Source organism: Pelomonas cellulosilytica, from assembly GCF_021353265.1.
GTDB classification, from domain to species: Bacteria; Pseudomonadota; Gammaproteobacteria; order Burkholderiales; family Burkholderiaceae_C; genus Pelomonas; species Pelomonas cellulosilytica.
In genome coordinates, this window is sequence record NZ_JAJTWU010000002.1 from 349530 (window position 1) to 374906 (window position 25377).

15 protein-coding genes are annotated in these 25377 nt (G+C 69.1%); 7 read left to right on the forward strand and 8 right to left on the reverse strand.

From position 1 onward, the window contains the following. Positions 1-281 precede the first annotated feature (281 nt). The 4 genes from LXT13_RS05560 (at position 282) to LXT13_RS05575 (ending at position 6200) form a co-directional block, all read left to right on the forward strand. A complete protein-coding gene (locus LXT13_RS05560) occupies positions 282-2915 on the forward strand; it encodes a TonB-dependent receptor (protein ID WP_233370656.1) in 2634 nt (877 codons plus the stop codon). A gap of 155 nt (positions 2916-3070) precedes the next feature. After that, positions 3071-4426 (forward strand): alpha-L-fucosidase, encoded by a 1356-nt coding sequence (locus LXT13_RS05565; RefSeq protein ID WP_233370657.1) that lies wholly within the window; start codon positions 3071-3073, stop codon positions 4424-4426. Beyond that, positions 4423-5127 carry a copper homeostasis protein CutC gene (locus tag LXT13_RS05570; protein WP_233370658.1) on the forward strand — a complete coding sequence of 235 codons (705 nt, stop codon included), beginning with the start codon at positions 4423-4425 and terminating at the stop codon, positions 5125-5127. Before LXT13_RS05565 ends, LXT13_RS05570 begins: the two co-directional genes overlap by 4 nt. After that, a complete protein-coding gene (locus tag LXT13_RS05575; protein WP_233370659.1) occupies positions 5124-6200 on the forward strand; it encodes a sialidase family protein in 1077 nt (358 codons plus the stop codon). Before LXT13_RS05570 ends, LXT13_RS05575 begins: the two co-directional genes overlap by 4 nt. A 4-nt stretch (positions 6201-6204) precedes the next feature. On the opposite strand, the gene LXT13_RS05580 is transcribed toward LXT13_RS05575, so the two are convergent. Continuing rightward, positions 6205-7050, reverse strand: a complete 846-nt coding sequence (locus tag LXT13_RS05580) for a GntR family transcriptional regulator (RefSeq protein WP_233370660.1) — start codon at positions 7048-7050, stop codon at positions 6205-6207. A 164-nt stretch (positions 7051-7214) separates the two neighbouring features. Here LXT13_RS05580 and LXT13_RS05585 point away from each other — a divergent pair, with 164 nt between their 5' ends. Genes LXT13_RS05585 through LXT13_RS05595 form a run of 3 tightly spaced genes read left to right on the forward strand, consistent with a single transcriptional unit; the run spans position 7215 to position 13658 of the window. Then, on the forward strand, positions 7215-9854 hold the full coding sequence (locus tag LXT13_RS05585) for a glycoside hydrolase family 3 C-terminal domain-containing protein (protein ID WP_233370662.1): 2640 nt from the start codon (positions 7215-7217) through the stop codon (positions 9852-9854). An 11-nt stretch (positions 9855-9865) separates the two neighbouring features. Continuing rightward, positions 9866-11320: a glycoside hydrolase family 125 protein gene (locus LXT13_RS05590; protein WP_233370664.1), complete on the forward strand. Its 1455-nt coding sequence runs from the start codon at positions 9866-9868 to the stop codon at positions 11318-11320. 4 nt (positions 11321-11324) lie between these two features. Next, positions 11325-13658 carry a GH92 family glycosyl hydrolase gene (locus tag LXT13_RS05595; protein ID WP_233370666.1) on the forward strand — a complete coding sequence of 778 codons (2334 nt, stop codon included), beginning with the start codon at positions 11325-11327 and terminating at the stop codon, positions 13656-13658. Positions 13659-13746: 88 nt separating this feature from the next. Here LXT13_RS05595 and LXT13_RS05600 read toward each other — a convergent pair whose 3' ends face one another. The 7 genes from LXT13_RS05600 to LXT13_RS05630 form a co-directional block, all read right to left on the reverse strand. Continuing rightward, positions 13747-15003, reverse strand: coding sequence for a sugar MFS transporter (locus LXT13_RS05600; RefSeq protein ID WP_233370667.1), 1257 nt, complete (start codon positions 15001-15003; stop codon positions 13747-13749). 112 nt (positions 15004-15115) lie between these two features. Beyond that, a complete protein-coding gene (locus tag LXT13_RS05605) occupies positions 15116-16039 on the reverse strand; it encodes a carbohydrate kinase family protein (protein WP_233370668.1) in 924 nt (307 codons plus the stop codon). Then, positions 16032-17258, reverse strand: a complete 1227-nt coding sequence (locus tag LXT13_RS05610; protein ID WP_233370670.1) for an AGE family epimerase/isomerase — start codon at positions 17256-17258, stop codon at positions 16032-16034. Before LXT13_RS05610 ends, LXT13_RS05605 begins: the two co-directional genes overlap by 8 nt. 26 nt (positions 17259-17284) lie before the next feature. Continuing rightward, the gene (locus LXT13_RS05615; RefSeq protein ID WP_233370671.1) at positions 17285-18274 is read right to left on the reverse strand and encodes a LacI family DNA-binding transcriptional regulator; all 990 of its coding nucleotides are present in this window, start codon (positions 18272-18274) and stop codon (positions 17285-17287) included. 263 nt (positions 18275-18537) lie between these two features. Beyond that, positions 18538-20904: a beta-galactosidase gene (locus LXT13_RS05620; protein ID WP_233370672.1), complete on the reverse strand. Its 2367-nt coding sequence runs from the start codon at positions 20902-20904 to the stop codon at positions 18538-18540. Positions 20905-21005: 101 nt separating this feature from the next. Next, on the reverse strand, positions 21006-23762 hold the full coding sequence (locus LXT13_RS05625; protein WP_233370674.1) for a TonB-dependent receptor: 2757 nt from the start codon (positions 23760-23762) through the stop codon (positions 21006-21008). Positions 23763-24026: 264 nt separating this feature from the next. Further along, positions 24027-25343, reverse strand: coding sequence for a BNR repeat-containing protein (locus tag LXT13_RS05630; RefSeq protein ID WP_233370675.1), 1317 nt, complete (start codon positions 25341-25343; stop codon positions 24027-24029). Between the last annotated feature and the right edge of the window lie 34 nt (positions 25344-25377).

A 25377-nucleotide genomic window follows, 5' to 3' on the forward strand; every position in this document is an offset into this window, starting at 1 on the left:
GAAAAGGCCGCGCCGCGCGGCGGCTGACTCACGCCCTCGTGTTGCTGTCCGCGGCCTGTCGCCGAAGGCCAACAGCAGCCGAAGCCCCGCAAAAAAAATTGACATCGTTTTTGTAATACGTATTTAATACCAATCGGCATCTAGTAATACCAATCTGATGCGCGCCGGGGCCTTGGCCGCGCATGCAGACGAGCCCGCTGCCGAACGGTCTCTGCACTGTCTCCATTCACTCACCTCATTCTCCTGAGAGGCTTTCGATGATGAAACCGCGCCGTCTTCTCATGCAAACCACCCTGGTGTCGTCCCTTGCGGCGATCTATGGGCCCGCCGCGATGGCGCAGGAAGCTGCTCCTGCGGCGCCCGCTGCCTCCGCAGCCGCCGGCTCCAAGGTCGAGGCCCTGGACACCATCCTGGTGACCGGTTATCGCGCCAGCGTTCAACGTGCCATGAACGTCAAGCGCAACGCCGATTCCATCGTTGACGCCATCAGCGCCGAAGACATCGGCAAGTTCCCCGACCGCAATGCGGCCGAGTCGCTGGCCCACCTGCCGGGCATCTCGGTCGACCGCCTCTACGGCGAAGGCGAGAAGGTCTCGATCAACGGTACCGACCCGCAGCTCAACCGCGTGCTCGTCAACGGCCAGACGATCGCTAGCGGCGACTGGGGCGGATCGCCTGGCGACACCCAGGGTGGCCGTACCTTCAACTACACACTGCTTGCGCCGGAAATCATCGGCCTGATGGAGGTCTACAAGGCGCCCGAAGCCCGCATTGATGAGGGCAGCATCGGTGGCACGGTGATCATCCACACGCGCAAGCCGCTGGACCTGCCGGCGAACACGCTGCGCGGGTCGGTCGGCTACCTCTACAACGATCGCTCCGAGCAAGGCGATCCCCGCGCATCGGTCCTGTACAGCTGGAAGAACCAGAGCAGCGATTTCGGCGCGTTGATCGCACTGACGCATGACAAGCAGCGCCTCAAGCAGGCCAGCGTGCAGTTCTTCTGCGGCTACACCAGCGGCGCGGGCATCAAGAACACGACCGCCATCACCGGCGGTGGCGATCCGGCGACCTCACGCGTTCCGGTGTGCCTGGACAGCAGCCTCTTCGACCAGCAACGCACCCGCGATGGCGCCCAGGGCGCGCTGCAATGGAAGGTGGACAAGAACAACGAGCTGAACCTGACCGGCGTCTACGTCAAGGGCAAGTACGACAACTTCAGCCAGTCTCGCTACGTCACGCCGGTGCAGTTCGGCAACATGACGCAGGCCAACGTGTCGGGTGGTTTGGTCAACTCCGGCACGTTCGTGCCGAACAAGCCGTCTACGGAAAACACCGACGTCTACGGTCAGCTGGACACGAACTACCGCACGAGCGACCTTTCCACGAAGAGCCTGAACCTGACGCACGAGTACACCGGCGACGAGTGGAAACTGAAGTCGCAGGTCGGCTACACGAAGGCGACCGGGGGCACCACGCCCGAGTACCTGATGAAGTACCTGCTCAAGAGCGGTGGCTATTCGTTCAAGTACGGTCCCCAGTCGGCTGGGCTCGTGTTTGACAACCCTGCTGCAAGCAACTGGCGCCTTGATGGCCCGAGCGGTGACAAGAAGGGTGACCAGGCCGGCGGCATCGCCTACGACCGCACGAACGACAACGAGCGTTATGGCCAAGTCGACTTCAGCAAGGACGTGAGCTGGGGCCCGATCAAGGAAGTTCTGGTGGGCGCGAAGTTCGTGCATCACGAGAACGGCAAGACGCGCATGAGCAACAGCCTGTTCCCGACGGCTCCCGTGTCACTGACCGACTTCTCGCCGGTTCTGGTCGACTCCAAGCTGTTCAGCGGCATGGATGTCGATGCCGGTATCTCGAGCTGGCCGACGGCTTCGCCGGACGCAGTCAAGAGCTACCTGAACGGCCTGCCTGGCGCTCAGCAATTCAACTTCGACGCGGGCTCTTCGTTCCTGGTCAAGGAAACGACCAAGAACCTCTTCACGCAGTTCAACTACGAGTACGAGAAGTTCCGCGGCAACTTCGGTGTGCGTTACGTCAACACCACCGATACGTCCAACTACTATCTGACCAACTCGCAGGGCAACGGCGTCCTGACGACGGCCGAGCACACGTATCGCAAGTTCCTGCCCAGCTTCAACCTCGTCTACGACCTGGACAGCAACAAGGTGCTGCGTGCATCCGTGGCCAAGGTGCTGGCCCGCTCTCGCTACAGCGATCTGGCCGGTTCCGTCAGCCGTGACGACGTGAAGCTGAATGGTGGTGGCGGCAATCCGGACCTGAAGCCCTACGAGTCGACGAACTTCGACCTGGCCGGCGAGTGGTACTTCCAGCCGCGCAGCATGCTGGGCTTCGAAGCGTTCTACCGCAAGGTCGGCAGCTACGTCATCAACATCGCCAACGACCAGCAGATCTTCAATCCGCTGACGAAGAAGGTCGAGACGTACTCCATCAGCTCGCCGGTGAACGCCGCGGATGCCAAGGTGAAGGGCCTGTCGCTCATCTACCAACAGGACATCGCCTACGGCCTGGGTGTGGAGACGAACTACACGTACAGCACGTCTGACGCGAGCAACGGGCTCAACATGCCCTACCTGTCGCGCAATGTGTTCACCTTCGCGCCGTACTACGAGTCGGGCCCGTACAGCCTGCGTCTGGTCTACAACTACCGCACGTCCTACTTCACCCAGGTGGGCCGTGCTGAGGGCAAGAACTTCGCCGGTGGCTACAAGTCGCTGGACCTGTCGGCGTCGTATCAGATCAACCAGAACATCGGCTTGAGCTTCAATGCGTCGAACCTGCTGGACTCGACCTACCTGCAATACGACGGTACGCCGAACGCTCCGGTCGGCTTCTACAAGAACGGCCGCCTGTTCACGCTGGGCCTGAACTTCAAGATGTAAGCCGAAGAGGCATGCAGGCGCCGCGCCTGCATGCCTCAGGCCGGCGGGTTTCGGCTCGCTGGCCTGTCTCGATTCTGATTTGCAAGCGCCGGCTCCCTGCGGAGCCGGTCCTGTTTCCGTGGTGCGCGACGCGCGCCACTCATGTTGGAACGCCCATGCTGTCGAAGGTCCGCCACCTCGTCCAGGCGCTGGCCTGCCTGGCCGCCGCGCTGCCTGCAGTCGCCCAGAACTTCTCGGACATCAAGCCGTCGCCGCAGCAGGTGGCCTGGCAGGACCGCGCTTTCGGTGTCATCGTGCATTTCGGCACCAACACCTTCCTCGACCGGGAATGGGGTGACGGCAAGGCCGACCCCGCGGTGTTCAACCCCGGCCAGGTGGACCCTGTGCAGTGGGCGCGGGCGGTCAAGTCGGCCGGCGCCAACTACATGATCCTCGTGGCCAAGCACCACGACGGTTTCGCGCTGTGGCCCACGCAGCAGAGCGACTACTCCGTGAAGGCCAGCCCCTGGCTGGGCGGCAAGGGCGACCTCGTTCGCATGACGGCTGCCGCGGCAAAGCAGCAGGGCCTGGGCCTGGGCGTCTACCTGTCGCCGTGGGACCGCCACGAGCCGCGCTACGCCGACGCGAAGGCCTACGACACCTTCTATGCCGGCCAGCTCGTGGAGCTGGCCTCGGGCTACGGCCCGCTCGTCGAATGGTGGCTGGACGGCGCCGGCAGTGCTGGCCATGTCTATGACTTCGAGCGCTATGTCGCCGAGCTGCGCACCTATCAGCCCAACGCGATGGTATTCGCCGACACGGCGCTGTTCGAGTACGGCGACATCCGCTGGGTGGGCAACGAGATCGGCGTCATCGAGGGCGAGAACTGGAACGTCATCGATCGCCACGGCAAGTTGCGCTGGCGGCCGGTCGAGGTGGACACGCCGCTGCACAAGGACTTCTGGTTCTGGAACTCCCGGCCCGAGTTCGACACGTCGCTGAAGACCGTCGACGAGCTGATGCAGAACTACGAAGACAGCGTGGGCCGGGGCGGCCAGCTGGTCCTGGGCATCGCGCCCGACCGTCGCGGCCTGCTGCCCGATGCCGACGTGAAGCGGCTGACCGAGTTCGGCGAGGCGCTGCAGCGCCGCTATGGCGACGCAGCCAACGTGGCTGCGCGCCATGCCAGGACCGATGCGTTGTCGGCCGCCGCGCTGGACAACGACCCCGACACGTCCTGGGTCGTAACGCCGGCCAACCGCGGCGTGCTGGAGGTCGATCTCGGCAAGCCGGTCTCGATTGACCGCGCGCTGACAATGGAGCGGCTCGAAGATGGCCAACTGGTGCGCCGCTACGTCATCCAGGCCTGGGACGGCCGCCGCTGGCAGACGCTGTCCAGCGCCCAGGCCATCGGCCACATGAAGATCGACAAGTTCGAGCCCGTCACCACGCGCCGCGTGCGGCTGTGCGTCGTGTCCAGCGTCGGCACGCCGGCGATCCGCGAGTTCAAGCTCTTCGCCCGCCAGCCATGAACGACTGCAGCGCCGTCCTTCTTGAAGTCATCGTGCTCGATGCGCAGGACGCCGCCGCGGCCGCAGCCGCTGGCGCGGACCGGCTGGAGCTTGTGTCCGACATGGCCCAGGGCGGCCTCACGCCGGCCGCCGAGATCGTGCAGGCCGTCGTGCGCGCCTGCAGCATCCCGGTCATGGTGATGGCGCGGCCGCATGCGCGCTCCTTCGTCTACGATGAAGCCGACATGGCGCAGGTGCGCGAAGCCATCGCCGTGGCGCGCGATGCCGGCGCTGCTGGCATCGTCTTCGGCGCGCTGACGGACGAGGGCGACATCCACACCGAGCGCCTGGAGCAGGTGCTGCACTGGGCCGACGGCCTGCCAGTCACCTTCCACCGGGCCTTCGACGCCTGCCGCGACCCGTGGCAGGCCTTCGACGTGCTGGGTGCCTACCGCGGCCCCGTCGCGCAGTTGCTGACCTCCGGCGCCGCTCCCACCGCCGACGACGGCGCGGCGCTGCTGCGCCGGATGGTGGCGTGCTCGCGGCGCGGCGAGGGCGTCGAGCCGCTGGTGGGCTCGGGCGTCACGGTAGCCAACCTGCCGACGCTGCATGCCGTCATCGGCGCGCGGCAGTACCACGTCGGCAGCGCCGCCCGCATCGGCGGGCGCTTCGACGCCGGCATCGACGCGGCCCGCATCGCCGCGCTGCGGAGCGCGCTGTGACCGGCCGCCGCCCCGGCACCTCGCGACGTCAGCTGCTGGGCGGCTTGCTGGCGGGCGTCGTCGGCCCGCAGGTGCTGGCCGCGGAGTCCACCGTGCGCCGCGAATTCATCGACTCGCAGCAAACGACGCCGCAGGTCCATGCGTCCACGCTCGCCGAGCTGCCCGACGGCAGCCTGCTGGCCGCCTGGTTCGGCGGCACTGCCGAACGCGCGCCCGACGTGCGCATCTGGTGTGCGCGTCGCGAGGTCGGTGGCTGGACGGCGCCGCAGCCGGTGGCCGATGGACGCCAGCCCGACGGCAGCACGCTGCCCACGTGGAACCCGGTGCTGTTCCAGGCCGGCGCGGCCCAGGGTGGGCCACTGCTGCTGTTCTACAAGGTCGGCCCCAGCCCGCAGCAATGGTGGGGCGAGCTGATCACGTCGGACGACGGCGGCCGCAGCTGGTCTGCGCCGCAGCGCCTGCCGGACGGTGCGCTGGGCCCCATCCGCAGCAAGCCGCTGCTGCTGCCCGACGGCACGCTGCTGTGCCCGTCCAGCACCGAGGATGACCAGGGCCACTGGCGCATCCACTTCGAGCGCACGCCGGACCTCGGACGCCACTGGCAGGTGGGTGCTTCGGTGGCCGACCCGCGCGGCCTCGGCATGATCCAGCCGAGCGCCGTGCTGCGGCCGGACGGCAGCGTGCTGGCCTTCGCGCGCAGCATGTCCAACCGCATCGCCGTTACGCGCTCGCGCGACGGTGGCATCAGCTGGTCGCCGCCGCAGCTGACGTCGCTGCCCAACCCCAACGCCGGCATCGAGGCGCTGGGCCTGGCCGATGGCCGGTTGCTGATGGTGTTCAACCCGCGCGAGCGCGGCCGCGACTGGTGGAATGGCCGCGACCGGCTGGACGTGGCCGTCTCAGCCGACGGCGGCAGGCGCTGGGGCACGGTGCTAACGCTGGAAGACGAGCCCGGCCAGGAGTTCTCCTATCCCGCGGCCATCCAGGCGCGCAGCGGCCGCGTGCACATCTGCTACACCCACAAACGCACACAGATCCGCCATGTCGAGCTGGACCCGCGCGACCTGCGTTGACGTGTCAGCGCCGCAGCTCGGCGACGAAGTCGTAGTAGTCGTTGTGGCAGAACGTGTCGGTCAGCTCGATGGCGTTGCCATCTCGCGCGTAGCCCACGCGGACGACGCGCAGCACCGCCTCGCCCTCGCGCATCTGCAGGTACTGCGCCAGCCGCGCATTCAGGCTGACGGCCTTGAAGTGCTGCAGCGCGCGCACGACTGGCGAGCCGCGCGCGTCGAGGTAGGCGTACAGCGAGTCGCCAATCTTCTTCGGGTCGGGCACGAGGCGCGCCGGCACGACGGCACGCTCGTAGGCCATGACCTTGCCGTCCGAGCTGCGCAGCCGCGTCAGCGACGCCACCATGCTGTCCGGCGAGAGGCCCAGCCGCAGGATCTCCTCGCCATGCGCGCGCCGCAGCAGCTGCTCGATCCACTGCGTGCCCGGCTGGTGGCCCTGCTGCCGAAGCACCTCGCTGAAGCTCGTCAGGCTGGACAGCGCATGCTCGATGGACGGTCGCACGAAGGTGCCCGCGCCCTGGCGTCGCGTGACGAGCCCCTGCTCGACCATCGCGTCGACGGCCATGCGCAGCGTGACTCGAGACACCGACAGCTGCTCGCACAGCACGCGCTCCGGCGGCAGCGTCTCGCCGGGGCCCCACTGGCCGGCGGCGATGGCCGCGCTGAGGTTGTCCACCAACTGCAGGTACAGCGGCTTGTCCGCCGTCGGGTCGGGAGCGAGGCGGCTGACGCGGTCGGCTGCGGTCGGCGATGCGGCATCCGCGCCTTTGGCGGGCCTGCCCGTACCGCCGGGTTGGGCAGCCGTCGGCGTCGGGAGTGCGGTGCGTGCGGCGTGGCGCTTGGTAGCTGGCATAACTCCCTGTACGTGGGCAATGTCGCAAGTGCGCGCGAGTATAGAACCCGCCCCGGACCAGCTTCATACCAATTGAAGACCAATGGCCGCCGTTCGCAGCCTTTTGGGTCTTGTTGTGGTTGGGTCGCCCCACCACGTCGTTCACGGTTTATCGAGGTGCAGTCATGACTTCCCTGCTTGGTCGGCGTCTGAACGCCATGTGGCGTCTGGCGTCGGCGTTGCTGATCGCCGCGCCCCTGCCGTCGCTTGCCGACGAGGCCGCCACGGTCTATCTGGACGCCCGCCGCCCGGTGACCGAGCGCGCCGCCGATCTCGTCCGGCGGCTCACGCTGCCTGAGAAGGTCGCTCAGTTGCAGGACGGTGCCCCCGCCATCGAGCGCCTGGGCCTGCCGGCCTACGGCTGGTGGAGCGAGGGCCTGCACGGCCTGGCCCGCAACGGCGAGGCCACCGTGTTCCCGCAGGCCATCGGCCTGGCCGCCAGCTGGGACGCGCCGCTGCTGCAAGCGGTGGGCGGCGTCATCGCGGCCGAGGCCCGGGCCAAGTCGGCGCCGCCGGCGCCTGGCGTGTCGCGCGATTCGGCCCGCTACGGCGGGCTGACGATCTGGTCGCCCAACATCAACCTGTTTCGCGACCCGCGCTGGGGCCGCGGCCAGGAGACCTACGGCGAGGACCCGGTGCTGACCGCCCGCCTAGGCGTGGCCTTCGTGCGCGGCCTGCAAGGGCCGGACCCACAGCATCCGCTCGTCATCGCGACGCCCAAGCACTTCGCCGTGCACAGCGGGCCGGAGCGGGACCGTCACCAGTTCAACGTCAACCCTTCGCCGCACGACCTGGAGGACAGCTACCTGCCGGCCTTCCGCGCGACCGTGACCGAGGCGCAGGCCGGCTCCGTCATGTGCGCCTACAACGCGCTGGGCGGCACGCCCGCCTGCGCCAACGGCGACCTGCTGCAGGAGCGGCTGCGCACCGACTGGGGCTTCCGCGGCTTCGTCGTCACCGACTGCGACGCCATCGAGGACATGACGCTGTTCCACAAGACCACGCCCGACGATGCCGAGGCCTCGGCCCGCTCGCTGCTGGCCGGTACGGACCTGAACTGCGGCAAGAGCTTCGCCGCGCTGGCCCAGGCGGTGCAGCGCGGCCGCGTCAGCGAGGCCGACGTGGACCGCGCGCTGCAGCGGCTGTTCGAGGCGCGGCTGCGGCTGGGCTTGTTCAGCCCGGCGCCGGCCGTGCCCGCCGCGCCGGCAGTTGACCCGGCCGCGAACCGCGCGCTGGCGCTGCGCGCCGCGCGCGAGTCCATCGTGCTGCTGAAGAACAACGGCGTTCTGCCGCTGTCGCCGCGCCGCCGCGTGGCCGTCGTCGGCCCCACGGCCGAGCTGCTGGAAAACCTGCATGCCAATTACCACGGCGTGGCGCGTGACCCCATCACGCCGCTGGCCGGCCTGCAGGCGGCGCTGGGCCGCGCGCAGGTGAGGGCGGCGCAGGGCGCCACGCTGGCCGATGGCGTGCCGGTGGCCGTGCCGCAGGCTGCGCTGCGCACGCCCGATGGCCGCGCCGCCGGTCTGCGCCGCGAGGTGTTCGACAACGCGGCGCTCGAAGGCAAGCCGGTCGCCACACGCGTAGACGCGACGCTGAACGTCGACTTCAACCGCGCCCCGCCCGCGTCCGGCCTGCCGGCCCGCGGCTACTCGGTGCGCTGGCAGGGCCAGCTCGTGCCGCCCGCGGCGGGCGACTACCAGCTCGGCCTGCGCGTGGAGCGCTGCTTCGACTGCGCCGGTCATGACCGCGTGCGCCTCTATGTCGACGGCCGGTTGCTGCTGGACGGCGAGACCGATCAGCCCGCCGTCACCGTGAGCTTCAAGGATCGCCGCCCTAAGACGCTGCGCGTCGAGTGGCTGCACACCGGTGAGGACCAGGGCCTGGCGCTGCAATGGCTGGCCCCGGCCGACGCGCAGTTGCGCGAGGCCGTCGCTGCGGCGCGGCAGTCCGACGCCGTGATCGCCTTCGTCGGCCTGTCGCCCAACCTGGAGGGCGAGCAACTGCAGGTGGAGGTGCCCGGCTTCGACGGCGGCGACCGCAGCTCGCTGGACCTGCCCGCGACGCAAGAACGCCTGTTGCAGGCCGTCAAGGCCACCGGCAAGCCTCTCGTCGTTGTGCTGCAGTCCGGCAGCGCCGTCGCGCTGCGCTGGGCCGCCGAGCATGCCGATGCGGTGTTGGCCGCCTGGTACCCCGGCGAGGTAGGCGGCCAGGCCATCGCCGAGACGCTGATGGGCCGCAGCAATCCGGCCGGCCGCCTGCCGGTCACGTTCTACCGCTCGGCCGACGACCTGCCGCCCTTCGCCGACTACGGCATGCAGGGCCGCACCTACCGCTACTTCCAGGGCACGCCGCTGTGGCCCTTCGGCCATGGCCTGAGCTATACGCGCTTCGCCTACAGCACGCCTGCCGTGTCCGCCGAGCGCCTCGTGGCGGGCCAGCCGCTGACCGTCAGCGTCGAAGTGGCCAACACCGGTCGGCGCGATGGCGACGAGGTCGTGCAGGTCTACCTGGAGCCGGCCATGCCCGGTCCACTGTCGCCCCGGCATGCGCTGGTGGGCTTCCAGCGTGTGCCGCTGAAGGCCGGCGAGCGCCGCACGGTGCAGTTCCAGCTCGACGCGCGCGCGCTGAGCCGTGTCGATGCCGCCGGCCTGCGTGCCGTGCAGCCAGGGCGTTATCAGCTGGCCATCGGTGGCGGCCAGCCGGGCCATGCCGAGGTGGTGCGCACCGGCTTCGAGATCGAAGGCCGCCAGCTGCTGCCACGATGAAAGGACTCCCCATGCATGCCACCCCTTCGCGACGCACGCTGTTGCAGTTCGGCGCCGCTGCCGGCCTCACTGGCCTGGCTGGCTTGGGCGCCCCGCGCGCTTCGGCAGCGACCTTCGAGAGCCGCCGCCCGCCGCCGGGCCAGCGCCATTTCGTCAGCCGTACGGTGGACGCCGCCATCGCCGACGTGCAGCGCCGCATCGGCGACCCCGAGCTGGCCTGGCTGTTCGCTAACTGCCTGCCCAACACGCTGGACACGACGGTCAGCCTTGGCACCGTGGACGGCAAGCCTGACGCCTTCGTCATCACCGGCGACATCGACGCGATGTGGCTGCGCGACTCGTCGGCCCAGGTCTGGCCCTACCTGCCGTTCGTGCGCGAGGACGCCGAGCTGCGCCGGCTGTTCCAGGGCGTCATCCACCGGCATGCGCGCTGCATACTTATCGACCCCTACGCCAACGCCTTCCTGCAGGATCCCACGGCCCGCACGCAGCTCAAGTGGGCTATCGGCGACCTGACCGACATGCGGCCCGGCGTGTCCGAGCGCAAGTGGGAACTGGACTCGCTGTGCTGGCCCCTCCGCCTGGCCCACGGCTACTGGCGCGCCAGCGGTGACGTGACGCCATTCGACGAGCAGTGGGCCGAGGCCATGCGCGCAGTCGTGCGCACGATGCGCGAACAGCAGCGCAAGACGGGGCCGGGGCCCTACCAGTTCCAGCGCAAGGCCGAAGCCGCGACCGAGACGCTGGTGCTCAGCGGCTACGGCGCGCCGACCCGGCCGGTGGGGCTGATCCACTCGATGTTCCGCCCGTCGGACGACGCCTGCGTCTACCCCTTCCTCGTGCCGGCCAACCTGTTCGCCGTCGTGTCGCTGCGCCAGCTGGCCGAGATCGCCAACGCCGTGCTGCACGACACCGCGCTGGCCACCGACGCCAAGGCGCTGGCCGACGAGGTCGCCACTGCCCTGCGCCGCCATGCCCGGCTGCGCACGCCGCAGGGTGAGGTCTGGGCCTACGAGGTGGACGGCTTCGGCAACCAGCTCTTCATGGACGACGCCAACGCGCCCAGCCTGCTGAGCCTGCCCTACCTGGGCGTGTGCGCGGTGGACGAGCCGCTGTACCGTCGCACCCGGGCCCGCGCTTGGAGTCCGGACAACCCGTACTTCTTCCGCGGCCGCGTGGCCGAGGGCACGGGCGGGCCGCATGAGGGCCTGCGCATGATCTGGCCGATGTCCATCACGGTGAAGGCGCTCACCGCACCGGCCACGCCCGCCGGCGACGCCGAGATCCGCCAGTGCCTGCGCTGGCTGCAGGCCAGCCATGCCGGCACCGGCTTCATGCACGAGGCCTTCGACCAGGACGACGCCACGCACTACACCCGCGCCTGGTTCGCCTGGGCCAACGGCCTGTTCGGCGAACTCATCCTCGACCTGGCGCGGCGCAAGCCCGCGCTGCTGCAAGCGAACTGACCCCATGGACACCCCTACCCGCCGCCACCTGCTCAAGACGGCCGCCGCCGCGGCCAGCCTGCCGCTGGCCGGCTGCGCCACGCCGGGCCCGCGCGAGGCCGGCGCGACCGCGCTGCCCGCCGACAAGCTGACTCGCCATGTCGACCTCTTCATCGGCACCGGCGGTCATGGCCACACCACGCCGGCCGCCACGCGGCCTTTCGGCATGGTGCAACTGGGCCCCGACACGTACAACGCCGTCTGGGACTCCTGCTCCGGCTATCACGACAGCGACCGCTCGATCATGGGCTTCTCACACACCCACCTCAGCGGCACCGGCATCGGCGACCTGCTGGACGTGCTGGTGATGCCGGGTGTGGGCGACGTGAAGCGCCAGCCCGGCCCGCCCTCCAATCCCGAGCTGGGCTGGCGCGCGCCGTTCACGCACGCCGACCAGGCGGCCGAGCCCGGCTACTACCGCGTCGCACTGCGCGACCGCGGCGTCACCGTCGAGCTCACCGCCACCGAGCGCGTGGGCCTGCACCGCTACACCTTCCCGGCCAGCGCGCGCAGCCACCTGATGGTGGACTTGCGCCACGGCATGCAGGACAAGCCCGGCGTGCCCACGCGCGTGCCGTGGGCCGAGCTGCAGGTGGTGGGCAACGACACGCTGCTGGGTGGTCGCAGCGTCAAGCAGTGGGCCGACGGGCGCCACATCTATTTCGCAATGCAGTTCTCGCGGCCCTTCGAGCGCTTCGAGGTGTTCAACGGCGCCGGCGCCGACGCCAGCACGGCGCGCGAGTCCCGCGGCACCCAGCTGCTGGCCGCGTTGCATTGGCGCACGGAGGCGGGCGAGCCGCTGCTGGTGAAGTGCGGCATCTCGGCCGTCAGCGCCGAGGGCGCGCTGCGCAACCTGCGCGAGGAGCTGCCCGGCTGGGACTTCGACGCCGTGCGCGCCGACGCCAGCGTCGCGTGGGAGCGCGAGCTGTCCGTGCTGCAGCTGCAAACCTTCGATGCCCGGCATCAGCGCATGCTCTACACGGCCCTGTATCACAGCCTGCTGGCGCCCACGCTGTTCAGCGACGTGGACGGCCGCTACCGCGGCATGGACCTGCAGGTGCACCAGCTGCCGCATGGCGAGCGCAACTACACGCAGTTCTCGCTGTGGGACACCTACCGCAGCCTGCACCCGCTGCTGACGCTGGCCGCGCCCGGCCGCGTGCCTGATCTCGTCAACAGCCTCATCCGCATGGCCGAGCAGAGCGAACAGGGCGTGCCCGTGTGGCCGCTGCAAGGCCGCGAGACGGGCTGCATGATCGGCTACCACTCGGCCGTCGTCGTCGCCGAGGCCCTGGCCAAGGGCTTCACCGGCATCGACTTCAAGCGCGCCTGGCCGCTGTGGCGCCAGCGCGCGATGGACGACGCCTACCGCGGTCTGCCGCAGTACCGGCGGCTGGGCTACATCCCGTCCGACCAGGAAGAAGAGGCCACCAGCAAGACGCTGGAATACGCCTACGACGACTGGGCGCTGGCCCGCCTCGCGCGCGGCGTGGGCGCGAACGACGACGCGGTGCTGCTGCAGCAGCGCTCGCTGAACTACCGGAACGTGTTCGACCCGGCGCAGCGCTTCGTGCGGCCTCGCCTGGCCAATGGCCGCTGGGCCGAGCCCTTCGAGCCGCGGGCGCTCGGGCACTCCGCGCGATGGCATGACTTCACCGAGTCCAACGCCTGGCAGGCCACCTTCCTGAACCAGCATGACGTGGCCGGCTACATGCAGCTGTTCGGTGGCGAGGCGGGCTTCATCGACAAGCTCGACGCGCTATTCACCACCAGCTCCGAGCAACTGCCCGGCGCGCCACCGGACATCGCAGGCCTCATCGGCCAGTACGCCCACGGCAACGAGCCCAGCCACCACATCGCCTACCTCTACGCCTACGCCGGCCAGCCGTGGAAGACCCATGCCCGCGTGCGCGAGATCATGGACACGCTCTACAGCGACCAGCCCGATGGCCTCTCCGGCAACGAGGACTGCGGCCAGATGTCGGCCTGGCTTCTGCTCAGCGCGCTGGGCCTGTATCCGGTGGACCCGGTCAGCGCGCGCTATGTCTTCGGCAGCCCGCTGGTGTCAAGCGCAGTGCTGACGCTGCCGGGCGGCGCGCGGCTGGAGATCGAAGCCCAAGGCAACGGCCCGGCGCAGCGCTACGTGCAGTCGGTGACGTGGCGCGGCCAACCCTACAAGCGCAGCTGGATCGACCACGCCAGCCTCGTGCAGGGCGGACGGCTGGTGTTCGTCATGGGCAGCGAGCCCAACCGCCAGTTCGGGGCAGCGCCTGGCGACCGGCCGCCTGCGGCCCTTTGAAGTGGCGGGGCTTGCGGAGCGGCACGCCGTCGCAGCCCGTTGTTGACGCCGGTGCGGCCGGCATCTCGCCGCCGCACCGCGTCACCCTTTACTGCTTCACGTACATCCCCGCGTACTTCGCTCCGAAGTACAAGATGAAGGCATAGCAGGCCGCCGGCAGCAGGAAGGACAGCTGCACGCCCAGGCCATCGGCCAGTGCGCCCTGTGCGAAGGGCACGATGGCGCCGCCGACGATGGCCATGCACAGGATGCCGGAGCCCTGGCCGGTGTGCCGGCCCAGGTTGTGCAGCGCCATGCTGAAGATCGTCGGGAACATGATGGAGTTGCACAGGCCCACGGCCAGGATGGCCCACATCGCGGCGTGGCCGTGGCCGAAGGTGGCGGCGAGCACGAGGGCGATGGCCGCGACCGAGTTGAAGGCCAGCGTCTTGCCCGGGCTCACGAAGCGCATGACGACGAAGCCGATGAAGCGGCCCACCATCGCGCCGGCCCAGTAGAGGCTGACGTACTGCGCGCCGTCGGCATGCGACAGGCCGGCGATGCTCGGCTCGCCGAGGAAATTGATCAGGAAGCTACCGATGCTGACCTCGGCGCCCACGTACAGGAAGATGCCGATGGCGCCCAGCACCAGGTGGCGGTGTGCCCAGGCCGAGCCGTGGCCTTCGCCGGGCAGCGCTTCGTCCTCGCCTTCCGTGATCTGCGGCAGCTTGGCGGCGAGGAACAGCACAGCCAGCACGACCAGCGTGGCGGCCAGCGCCAGGTAGGGGCCTTGCACGGTGGCGGCATTGGCGACGGCCGCGCCGGCGGTGGACAGGATCAGCAGCCCGCCCGCGGCCGGGCCGATGGTGGTGCCCAGCGAGTTGAAGGCCTGCGTCAGCGTGAGGCGGCTGGACGCCGTGCGCGGCGGGCCCAGCACCGTGACATAGGGGTTGGCCGCGACCTGCAGCACGGTGATGCCCGAGGCCAACACGAAGAACGCGAACAGGAACAGGCCGTAGCCGCTTGTCGACGCGGGGTAGAACAGTGCGCAGCCGGCGGCGGCGATCAGCAGGCCGGCGACGGCGCCCTTCTGGTAGCCCAGGCGGCGGATCAGCGCGCCCGCCGGCAGCGAGACGATGAAGTAGGCGCCGAAGAAGCAGAACTGCACCAGCATGGCCTGCACGTAGCTCAGCGTGTAGATGGCCTTGAGGTGGGGAATGAGCACATCGTTCAGCGAAGTGATGAGGCCCCACATGAAGAACAGCAGCGTGACGATGACGAGCGCGCTGGTGTGGTTGCGGCTCGCCGGCGTGCCGGCGTCCTGGGACTGCGCGGCGGGCGCCGCGCGTTGGGGGGTGATGGCCATGTTGTTGTCTCCTGGGCAGGTGTCATTGTTGGCGCTGGGGCGGCCTGGCGTGTGCGGCGGCGGTCCGATGATCGCCTGGCGGGCGCCGCCGACCGAGCGCAAGGCTAAGGGGTCATCGCGCAGCCGCCTGCAGCGTGTCGAAAAGCTGGTCCATCGCCTCGCGCCGCGGCGGCGTGGCGCCGGACTGTAGGCAGGCCGCCGAGCCGGCCGCCAGCGCGGCGTGCAGGTGGGCCTGCAGTGGGCGGTCGGCGTGGCGGGTGAGGCTGTGAAGCAGGCCGGCAACGGTGGCGTCGCCGGCACCGACGGTGTCCACCACGGTCACCTGCGGCGCGCGGGCGTCGCAGCGCGTGTCGCCGTGGAACACGCTGGCGCCGTCGCCGCCGCGGGTCAGCAGGCACAGCGCTTGTGGCGCCATCGCACGCAGTTTCTGCAGCGCGTCTTCGACGGCCAGCCCGGGGAAGAGGCCGCGCAGGTCGTCGTCAGAGACCTTGATGAGGTCAGCCAGCGCCGCCATGCGCCGCAGCGTGGGCGTGTAGCGCTCGTCCATCAGGATGCGGTAGTTCGGGTCGTAGCTGATGGACACGCCCTGGGCCTTCAGCCGCTCGGCCAGTGCCAGCAGCCGGCCGGCCAGCGGCTCGCGCGCGAGGCTGATGCCGCCGAAGTGCGCCCAGCGCAGCGTCGCGGGCCAGTCGGCGGGCAGCGCGTCGGCATCGAAGTGCAGGTCGGCGCTGTCGTCGCCGATGAAGAAGTAGCGCGGCGGCTCGCCGTGCTCGACGATGGCCAGCAGCGGCGAACGGGCCACGCGCTGCAGCCCGCGCACGTCTAGCCCGGCGGCGACGCTGGCGGCCCACAGCGCGTCGCCGAAGCGGTCGCGGCTGATGGCGCCGGCAAACGCCGTGGGCTCGCCCAGCGCGGCGAGCGCGCGGGCGACATTCCAGCCGGCGCCGCCCTCGCGGCTGACCCAGCGCTCGTCGCCGAGGTTGATCATGTCGGTCAGCGCCTCGCCGGCGCACAGCATCAGCGGCGCGTCAGCCATGGCGTGCGGCGTCGAGCGCGGCGGCGATGTCGTAGCAGGCACCCATCGTGTGGTAGTCGACCTTGCCGGCGGGGCTCTTCTCGTCGCTGAGCTTGCGGTTCTCGCCGTCGAGGATGCGGTACCAGGCGCCATGCTGGTGGTCGACGAAGTGCGTCCAGCTGTACTGCCACAGCCGGTCGTACCAGCCCCAGTAGGCGGCGTTGCCGGTGCGGGTGGCCAGCAACGCGGCGGCGGCGGCGCTCTCGGCCTGCACCCAGAAGTATTTGTCGGCGTCGCAGACGCTCAGCTCCGGCGCCAGCGAGTAGTGCAGACCGCCGTGCTTGGCGTCCCAACCCTTCTCGACCGCCACGGTGAACAGCCGCTCGGCCGTTGGCAGCGCCCAGCTCAGGTCCTGGCCCAGCGACGCGCCACGCGCCTCCAGTTGCAGCAGGAGCTTGGCCCATTCGGTGAAGTGGCCGGGCTGGTAGCCCCAGGGGCGGAACAGGTGGGCCGGGTCGTCGATGTTGTAGCGCCAGTCGGGCTGCCACTGGGCGTCGTAGTGCTCCCAGACCAGGCCGCCGCAGCGCTCGGCCTGGCGTTGCGTGATGTTGAAGGCCAGCGTGTAGGCACGCTGCAGGTAGCGCTGCTCACCGGTGGCGTCGAAGGCGGCCAGCATGGCTTCGCAGGCATGCATGTTGGCGTTCTGGCCGCGGTAGCTGGACAGAGTGCTCCAGTCCTCGCTGGCCTCGTCGGCGTAAAGGCCGGCCTCGGCGTCCCAGAAGCGGGCTTCCAGCAGCTGGTAGGCCTCGTCGAGCCAGCCGCGGGCGTCTTCCAGGCCGGCGCGCACGGCGTGCGCGTAGGCCAGCAGCACGAAGGCGTGGCCGTAGGCGTGTTTCGTGCCATCGACGACACCGCATTCGCCGGCGTGGCAGCTCAGCAGCCAGTTGTAGCCGCCATGGGCGCGGTCGCGGTGTGCCTCGCGCAGGAAGTGCACCGCGTGCCGCAGGCCTTCCAGGTAGGCCGGGTCGCCGAAGTGGCGGTAGGCCATCGCGTAGGTGAAGACGAAGCGCGTGCTGCTGACGAGGTGGCGGTGGGCCGCGTCGTAAACGGTGCCGTCGTCCTTGAAGTAGTGGTACATCCCGCCGCTCGGCGCGAGGCAGCGCGGGTGGTAGAAGTTCATCGTGTGCTGCGCGTGCGCGAGCAGCACCGCCCGGGAACGGAAGTCGGGAAATTCGGACATGGTGTGTTGCTTGAGGTAAGGGTGAGCTATTCGGCGCAGCTGCTTTCGCGAACGATCAGTTCGACCGGCAGCGTGATCTCGACGGGCGTGTCTTCGGGTTTGTGGCGCAGCAGCAGGTCGACGCCGGCGGCGCCCAGCGCCTCCTTGTCGACGCGCACTGTGCTGAGGGGCGGCGCAGCAGTGGCCGCGCCGATGATGTCGTCGAAGCCGACGAAGGCGATGTCCTGCGGCACGCGCAGGCCGGCGGTCAGGCAGTGCTTCATGGCGACGAGGGCGGTGCTGTCGTTGTAGGCGACGACAGCATCGGGTGGCTTGGGCAGCGCCAGCAGGCGGCTCATGGCCGCAGTGACGGCCTCGTCGCCTTCGCCGAGGTTGGGCACGATGACTTCCAGCTCAGGGTCCGCGTGGACCTGCGCCTCGAACAGCGCGCGGCGGAAGCCCCGCTCGCGCTGCTGGATGCTGAAGTGCGCCGGCGACCCCGACAGCAGCGCGATGCGCCGCCTGCCGCTGCGCAGCAGGTGGCGTGTGGCCAGATAGCCGCCCAGCGCGTTGTCCGGGTTGACGGACGTGAAGCCGCGCCGCTGGATGTCCACCAGCACCAGCGGTTTGCCGGTCTGCTTCAGCACCGACAGCACCTCGGGCTCGAAGAAGCCGGCGCAGAACAGCGCGTCGGCCTGGTGCCGGCGGATCTGTTCGGTCACCGACTCCGCGGGGTCGACGATGTTGAAGGACAGCGAGATGGCCTCGCGGCGGCAGGCCTGCTCGGCGCCATGCAGCACCGGCGAGTAGAAGGGGGTGGAGGCCAGCGTGTTGTGCTGGCTGTGCAGCAGGAAGGCGATGCGGCGGATGCGGGTCTTGCGCAGCTGCGAGAAGTCGTAGCCCAGCCGCAGTGCGGCGTCACGCACCTTGTTGCGCGTGGCCTCGGTCATGCCAGCCTGGTTTTTCAGCGCGCGCGAGATCGTGCCCGACGACAGGCCGGTGGCCTCAGCGATGTCGCGGATGGTCACCACGCTCATTGCTGCGCCCGCCCGCGGCTGGCTGACGCGCCCGGCTGGCCGCGCAGCAAAACCGACGTCAACAGGCTGTGGGTCACAGCTTTACTAAACAACACAGAAGCCCCGATCCGACCGATGCATTCAGCGCGGATAGCGCTTTCAGCCGGGCGGTTTATAGGGGGCGCCGCCAGCAGGGTCAAGGCTGGCGGCGCGTTTACGGGCGTTCTTTACTCAACTTTAGTAAACACCTCCGACGGGTGAGCCTGTGTCGCCGGAAGCCCCGGTTAAGGTTGCGTCGTCACGAGCGTGTCGCCCACGTAGATGCGGTAGCTGCGGATGCGGCCGGTCACGCCGTCCGGGCCGGGGCGTGGCGTGTAGCGCAGGCCGGCGATGTCGACCGCGGCGCCGAGGTCGATGATGAGCCGCGGCGGGCCGGCCGGTCGCGTGGGGCCGCTGTAGGCGGTGTGCCAGTAGTCGGTCGCCTGGCCGTTGATCGCGTTGAGGGCGCCGCCGTCTTCCTTGCGGGCTTCCTCGCTGCTGGCGTAGGCGATGGTCCAGGCGCTCTGGTTCATTGGCTGGCCCTGCTGGTCCAGCAGCGCCAGCTCGGCGATGGCGGCATGGGGCTGGCCGTCAAAGGTGTCGACGACCTCGATGCACAGCTGGCGGCCGTGGGCCACGGTCTCGAAGCGCACGTCCTGCGTGGCCGGGCCGGCGGCGAACCGGCCGGCGTGCACCGGCGTCAGGCCCGTCAGCCGCGGCCGGGTGCGGCTGGGCGGGCGCGGCAGGTCGCGCTCGGGGTGCAGTTCGTCCAGCACCGGCGTCGCCAGGCCTTGCAGCCGCGGCGTGCGCGGGCCGGTCAGGTCCAGCACGACGACCTCGTTGCGTCCGGCGCGCAACCACGGGCCCGGCAGATACATGGTCTGCGTGGGGCCGATGCTCCAGTAGCGGCCCAGGCAGCGGCCGTTGATCCAGACTATGCCCTGGCCCCAGGTGGACATGTCCAGGAAGGTGTCGGCCGGCGTCGTCACGTCGAAGCCACCGCGCCAGAACGCCGGGCCTGTCGCCTTGCCGGGCCGCCAGTTCAGCGGCGGCAGCTCGCCGTCGGCGCCGAAGTCGATTGCGCGCAGCGTCCAGCCGGTGAGCTCGCGTGTCGCGCCTTGGCGCGTGCGCAGCAGCACCGGGCCTTGCAGACCCTTGCGGTCGTGCACCTCCATGCCGAAGTTCACGCGGGCGATCGTGTAGAGCAGGATCTCGACCGTCGCCTCGCGACGGCGCGCCGGCAGGTCGACCGCGAAGCGGCGGTGCCGCGTGTCCATCGTGCCCACCAGCCGGCCATCGACGAACACCCAGGCCAGGTCGCGCGCGTTGGCAGCCTCCAGCCGTGCCGCGGGGCCGGCGGGCAGCGTCGTGCGGTAGGCCACCAGGCCGCGGCTGATGTCGTACTGCTCGATGGGTCGCGGCGACTCGGCCGTGAGGCCCGGCCCGGGCAGGTTGGCCAGCACCGGCGCCGTCTCGGCCAGCGTGAAGGCCGGGACCGTCATTACTGGCAGACGGGCCGGCGGCTCGGGCAGCACCTCGCCGGACTTCAGGTGCCGGGCCAGACATTCGCGGTAGGTGCGGAACTTGTCGCCCAGCCAGCCGGCCTCGCCGATAGGGGCGTCGTAGTCGTAGCTGGTCGTGTCTGGGCGGAAGGGGCGGTCGCAGCCGCCCCACAGGCCGAAGGTGGTGCCACCGTGGGCCATGTAGAGGCTGAAGGAGCCGTTCGCATCCAGCATCGCATCGATGTCCTGGATGGCGCGGGCGTTGTCGCCGCGGCGGTGCGGCGCGCCCCAGGTGTCGAACCAGCCTGAGTAGTACTCGCCGCACATGCGCGGCCCCTGCTGCAGCGCGGCCAGCGCCTTGAAGCCGCCGGCCGGGTCGCTGCCGAAGTTCGCGACGGTGAACAGCTCGGGGATGTGTGTCTTGCCGACTGCCTGCGTCGGGTTGCACTGGAACAGCGGCACGTCGAAGCCGCCGTCCAGCACGGCCTGACGCATGACGCGCATGTACTCGCGGTCGTCGCTGAGGAAGCCGTACTCGTTCTCCACCTGCACCATCAGGATGGGCCCGCCCTGGCTGACCTGCAGCGGCGCCAGCACGCGGCCCACTTCCTTCATCCAGCGCCGCGCGGGCTGCACGAAGGCGTCGTCGCGGCTGCGCAGAAAGGTGTCGCCCGGGTGCTTCAGCAGCCACCACGGCAGGCCGCCCATCTCCCATTCGGCGCAGGCGTAAGGGCCGGGCCGCAGGATGACCCACAACCCCTCTGCCTGGGCCAGCCGGCAGAACTCCGCCGCGTCGCGCTGGCCGTCCCAGTGGTACTGGCCCTCGCGCCATTCATGGAAATTCCAGAACAGGTAGGCGCAGACGGTGTTCATGCCCATCGCCTTGACGGCTTGCAGGCGGTGTCGCCAGTACTCGCGCGGCACGCGGGCGAAATGCATCTCGCCGCAGCGGATCTGCAGCGGCTGGCCGTCGAGCAGGAAGTCGCGCTCGCCGATGGCGAAGCGCGGTGTCGCCGTGCCGGCGGCGCTGGCCGCGGGCGCGTTCAGCGCGAGGGCGGCGCTGGAGGCGGCCGCCCCGAGAAGGCGGCGACGAGGAAGGAGCGCGGTCATGTGAGATCCTCAGCTGGCCTTGAAAGAAAAAGACCCCGCCTCGTGGAGGCAGGGCGAAAGGGGCGCGACGGACGCGGCCCGGAGATGCAGGAAAGGAACTGTCAGAACGCCACGCGCACGCCCACGTTGAAGCGGCGGCCGACGTCTTCCAGCGTCAGGAACTGCGACTCGTTGTTGGCGTACTCGTGCATGCGCTCGTTGTTCAGGTTGATCGCGTCGGCATACAGGGACACCGTCGGCGTGACGTTGTAGCGGACGCTGGCGTCGGCCTGGCCGTAGGCGGCCCGCGTGCGCGGCAGCGTGCTGCCACCGCCGCAATCCACCGAGAAGTGGTTGCGCCAGTTGTAGCTCAGGCGGGCCTGGAAGCGGCTGTTCTCGTAGAACACCGAGCCGTTGTAGGACTGCTTGGACAGGCCCGGGTAGCCGCAGCTCGGCGCGCCGCCTTCCCGCGTGGCGTTGGCGTCCACGTAGGTGAAGTTGGCCGCCACGCCGAAGCCCTGCAGCAGGCTGCTGACCGAGTCGAAGGCGTATTGCCCGGCCAGCTCCAGACCCTTGATCTTGCCGCTCTGGCCATTGCGGATGCGCGTGTCGTGCGCGATCTCGGTGTACTGCTGCAGCTGCACGTCGACGAGCCGGCTTTCCAGGAAGTCGGTCACCTTCTTGTGGAAGACCGCGGCGCTGACGTAGTTGGTCTTGGACAGGTACCACTCCAGCGACACGTCCAGGTTGGTCGAGCGCATCGGCTTCAGGTAGGGGTTGCCGCCGCCGGTCTGCACGTCGCCGTAGCGGCCGCCGTACCAGTTGCTGACGCCCATCTGGTTCAGCGTCGGGCGCGTCAGCGTCTTGGAGGCCGCCAGCCGCAGTACGAGCTCGCGGGTCAGATCAAGCTTGAGGTTGGCGGACGGCAGCAGGTTGTTGTAGCTGTTGTCCACCGACAGCACGCTCTCGGGGCCGTAGTTCAGGATGTAGGTCGTGTCGTTGGGGCTCTTGACCGCGGACAACAGCACGCGGCTGATGCCGATCGACGTGGAGTTCACGTGCACATAGCGCAGGCCGGCGTTGCCGGACCAGCCGTCGCCCTCCCATTTGCTGTCGACGAACAGGCTCGTCACCTTCTCCTTGACGGCCCACATCGAAGGCTTCGTGTAGTCGATAGCCATCGGGCCGTTGGGGTACTTCGTCTTGTCGCCGTACAGCGCCGGGTCGTTGGACTGGGCGATCAGCGACGGCTGGTTCAAGTAGGCCATGTAGGCATACGGGTCGAAGCGCAGGAACGTCGACGGCATCGCGCCTTCGGTGCCCAGGATATTGTCCAGCTTGCTGACCGTGAACAGCGACGACGGCAGCGACACGTGATAGCCGCTGAACGCGTTCCAGGAGTCGCTGTTCCACTGCGTGCGGTCGACCTTGCGGCGCGACGCGGCTGCGCCGAACTGCAGGCCCTTGAACGCGCCGATCTCGTGCTCCCAGTTCGCGCTCGCACGTGCTTCCTTGATGTCGTCGCCGTTCTCGATGCGGCCATAGGACACGGCGTGGGCGCGCACGGCCGTGGGGTCGGACAGGCTGTCGCCGAAGTGGATGGTGGGCGTGCCGTCGAAGGTCAGCGCGTCGCCATTCTTGGGCACCATGCCGGCGACGATCCACATGTCGGGCGTGCCTGACGTCGTGCGCGACGTGGACAGGTCGCCCTCCAGCGTCCATTCCGGCGCGACGGCCCACTTCGCGTTGGTGCCGAACGCCTTGGTCGTCGACAGCCGGTCGCCGGCCTTGACGATCATGTCGTTGGAGTTCGCCTCGCCCAGCAGCTTGCCGGGGCCGGCGATCTCGGGGTTGTTGGCAAAGAAGGTGGAGCCCGGCCGCAGGAAGCTCGTGATCTGACCATCGGCGTTGTACTTCACGCCGAGCTGCGTCGGGTTGTTCCAGTCGCTGACTGCGATGACATCGTTCTTCTGGTCCAGCCGCGAGTACAGCGCATCGGCCGACAGCTTCAGCGTGGCGGTCGGGTTGAACTGCACCGCCCCGGCGGCCACCAGGCGTTTGCGGCGCTCGTTCTCCTCCTGGAAGCCGAAGCTCTGCGGGATGTAGAGCTTCTTGACCGTCACGTCGGCCATCGTCAGGTTCTTGGAGTTCAGGTCGCCGTTGATGATCGACACGTCGCGGTAGTTCCAGGCGTCGTTGACCGCCTTGGTCTGCTTGGACGCGCGGTCGGTGTACGACAGCGAGCCGCTGACGCCGAAGCTGCGGTCATCGTTGGCGAACGAATACATCGCGCTGGCGTTGGGCGTCTTCTTCTTGGAATTGGAATCGTAGGAGCCGGACAGATTCACGACGGCGGTATGGCCCTTGGGGCCGGACAGCGGGCGCGCCGTCTGGATATCCACTGTCGAGCCGATACCCCCTTCTGGCAGGTAGGCCTGCGCGGTTTTGTACACCAGTGCCTTGGAAATGAGATCGGGCGACAGCAGGTCGAACGAGAATTCACGTCCACCGGTATCGCTGGTCATCGTCCGTCCATTTACCAGAACGTTGTTGAATTCCGGCCCCAGGCCGCGGACCGAGATATACCGGCCCTCGCCGTTATTGCGCTGGATCTGTACACCGGTGACGCGCTGCAGGGATTCGGCGATATTCGTGTCGGGGAATTTGCCGGCATCCTCGGCCGACACGGCATCCACGACGCCCTCCTGCAGCCGCTTCGTCGCGACCGACGATTCCAGAGAGGCGCGGATGCCGGTGACGACGACGCGCTCCAGATCCTGCTTGGGGGCGGCGGCGTCCTGTGCCAGGGTTGGAGCCGCCAGCCATAACTGGCTGATCAAACCCGCCACAATGGTTTTCGAGAAATGTGCAGACCGCATTTTGTCTCCTTGGAGGATGATTATGTTTATGCCGTGCGCGGGCGCGACCGCCGCGCGAGCTTATTGCTGCCGTTGGGTTACGTGGCGCTGCCGGAGGATTCGGCGGACCGCACTGGTAACGATTGAAAGGCTAGCAGGCGCCGTATTCACGGTCTTATGCTGTTTGACCGTTGCTGCATTCCAATTTCATATAGCTGCAAAACGGCGCGGCGAATTGATCCACCGGGGGCGCAAACCCTCGGGTTTTCTTGGGGCATGAAACATTCAGCCGGGCGATGGGCTCCACTGCAGGACGCGCACGCGGCTGGGGGGCGCCGCGGAGGCACCTTCGCCATCCACTTGCTGGACGGCCTGGAGGAACAGGTTCAGCACCCCTTGCCGACGCCACAGCTCCGTGTCGAAGCTGGGTTCCCATGCGCCGACGGCGTCGGTCGTCAGGTCGCTGACGGTCCATCGCCCGGCGTCGAAGTCGGTGATGTGCGCGACGGACACCTTGCTGCCGCGCTCCGCGTCGCGGAACACCAGCAAGGCGCCGGGGTTGTCGCCTTTCAGGCCGACCATGAGCTGCGGGCGTGAGATCGGGATGGCCTTGGTGCCCATGCCGCTCAGCGAGAACGGTGTGCGGCGGAAGTCCAGCGACAGCGTGCGCCAGGCCCCGCCGCCGCGGTAGACCACCCGGTACTGCGGCACCGTGTCGCCCGCACGCCGCCAGTAGCTGGCGATGTAGGGCTGCCCGTCGCGGTCGGCGGCCATCGAGGTCTGGTTGATCAGCTCGCTGCCCTGCGGGATGCGGGCGGCGTATTCCGCGCTGCCGGCGGTAATGGGCAGCGCGTACGGCCGGCCGTCCGAGGTCTCCCACGTCATGCCGCCGTCGCGCGAGCGGGCATAGGCCAAGTCGTGGTTGCTGGCGACATCGGGAGATTCGCGCCACACCCAGGACAGGTGCAGCGTGCCGCGGGGGTCCAGCACGGCCTGCCAGTAGGCATTGCGGCGGCCCTCGCCGCTGACGAGGTTGTCGTGCAGTCGCGTCCAGGCCTGCGCGGCGGTGTCGTAGCGGTTGATGACGAGGTTGCCGCGGCCGGAGCCGCCATCCCGGTACAAGAACAGCAGGCCGCCGTCGGGCTGGCGGTGGAACTCGGGGTAGGAGACGGAAGCCTCGTCGCGGCCGGTCATCGGCAGCTCGGACGTCAGGTCGAGCGAGCCGGGCTGCCGGCTGCGCGCATAGCGCAGCGCGCTGTTGTGATGGTCCCAGGCCAGGTGCAGATAGCCCGCGCCATCGACCATCAGGCTGATGCTGTTGTGGGCGTCCAGCGCGTTGCCGCGGTAGGGCGTGGTCTGCAGCGTCCAGCTGTCCGAGCCCAGTGCGCGGCGGCCCAGCACGACGCGCGCCTGCGCGTCGTAGTAGGCGATGTACTGCTGGTTGCCGTGCGTGGCCAGCGCGTTCTTGCGGAACACGACAGCATTGACCGAGTTGCGCGCCCAGCCCTCGCCCACGTCGACGATGCGCACGCCGTCGCCCGGCGGTGCGACGGCGCAACCGGTGGCCAGTGCCGCGAGGAGCAGGGCGAGCGCTGTCCTCATGATGCGTAGCCCCCGAGGGAAAGGGCCGGGCATT

Coding starts and splice junctions, on each gene's coding strand:
- LXT13_RS05585 (WP_233370662.1), top strand. CDS start 7,215: ATGACTTCCCTGCTTGGTCGGCGTCTGAACGCCATGTGGCGTCTGGCG.
- LXT13_RS05615 (WP_233370671.1), bottom strand. CDS start 18,274: ATGAGCGTGGTGACCATCCGCGACATCGCTGAGGCCACCGGCCTGTCG.
- LXT13_RS05570 (WP_233370658.1), top strand. CDS start 4,423: ATGAACGACTGCAGCGCCGTCCTTCTTGAAGTCATCGTGCTCGATGCG.
- LXT13_RS05580 (WP_233370660.1), bottom strand. CDS start 7,050: ATGCCAGCTACCAAGCGCCACGCCGCACGCACCGCACTCCCGACGCCG.
- LXT13_RS05595 (WP_233370666.1), top strand. CDS start 11,325: ATGGACACCCCTACCCGCCGCCACCTGCTCAAGACGGCCGCCGCCGCG.
- LXT13_RS05590 (WP_233370664.1), top strand. CDS start 9,866: ATGCATGCCACCCCTTCGCGACGCACGCTGTTGCAGTTCGGCGCCGCT.
- LXT13_RS05565 (WP_233370657.1), top strand. CDS start 3,071: ATGCTGTCGAAGGTCCGCCACCTCGTCCAGGCGCTGGCCTGCCTGGCC.
- LXT13_RS05600 (WP_233370667.1), bottom strand. CDS start 15,003: ATGGCCATCACCCCCCAACGCGCGGCGCCCGCCGCGCAGTCCCAGGAC.
- LXT13_RS05560 (WP_233370656.1), top strand. CDS start 282: ATGCAAACCACCCTGGTGTCGTCCCTTGCGGCGATCTATGGGCCCGCC.
- LXT13_RS05625 (WP_233370674.1), bottom strand. CDS start 23,762: ATGCGGTCTGCACATTTCTCGAAAACCATTGTGGCGGGTTTGATCAGC.
- LXT13_RS05605 (WP_233370668.1), bottom strand. CDS start 16,039: ATGGCTGACGCGCCGCTGATGCTGTGCGCCGGCGAGGCGCTGACCGAC.
- LXT13_RS05610 (WP_233370670.1), bottom strand. CDS start 17,258: ATGTCCGAATTTCCCGACTTCCGTTCCCGGGCGGTGCTGCTCGCGCAC.
- LXT13_RS05620 (WP_233370672.1), bottom strand. CDS start 20,904: ATGACCGCGCTCCTTCCTCGTCGCCGCCTTCTCGGGGCGGCCGCCTCC.
- LXT13_RS05630 (WP_233370675.1), bottom strand. CDS start 25,343: ATGAGGACAGCGCTCGCCCTGCTCCTCGCGGCACTGGCCACCGGTTGC.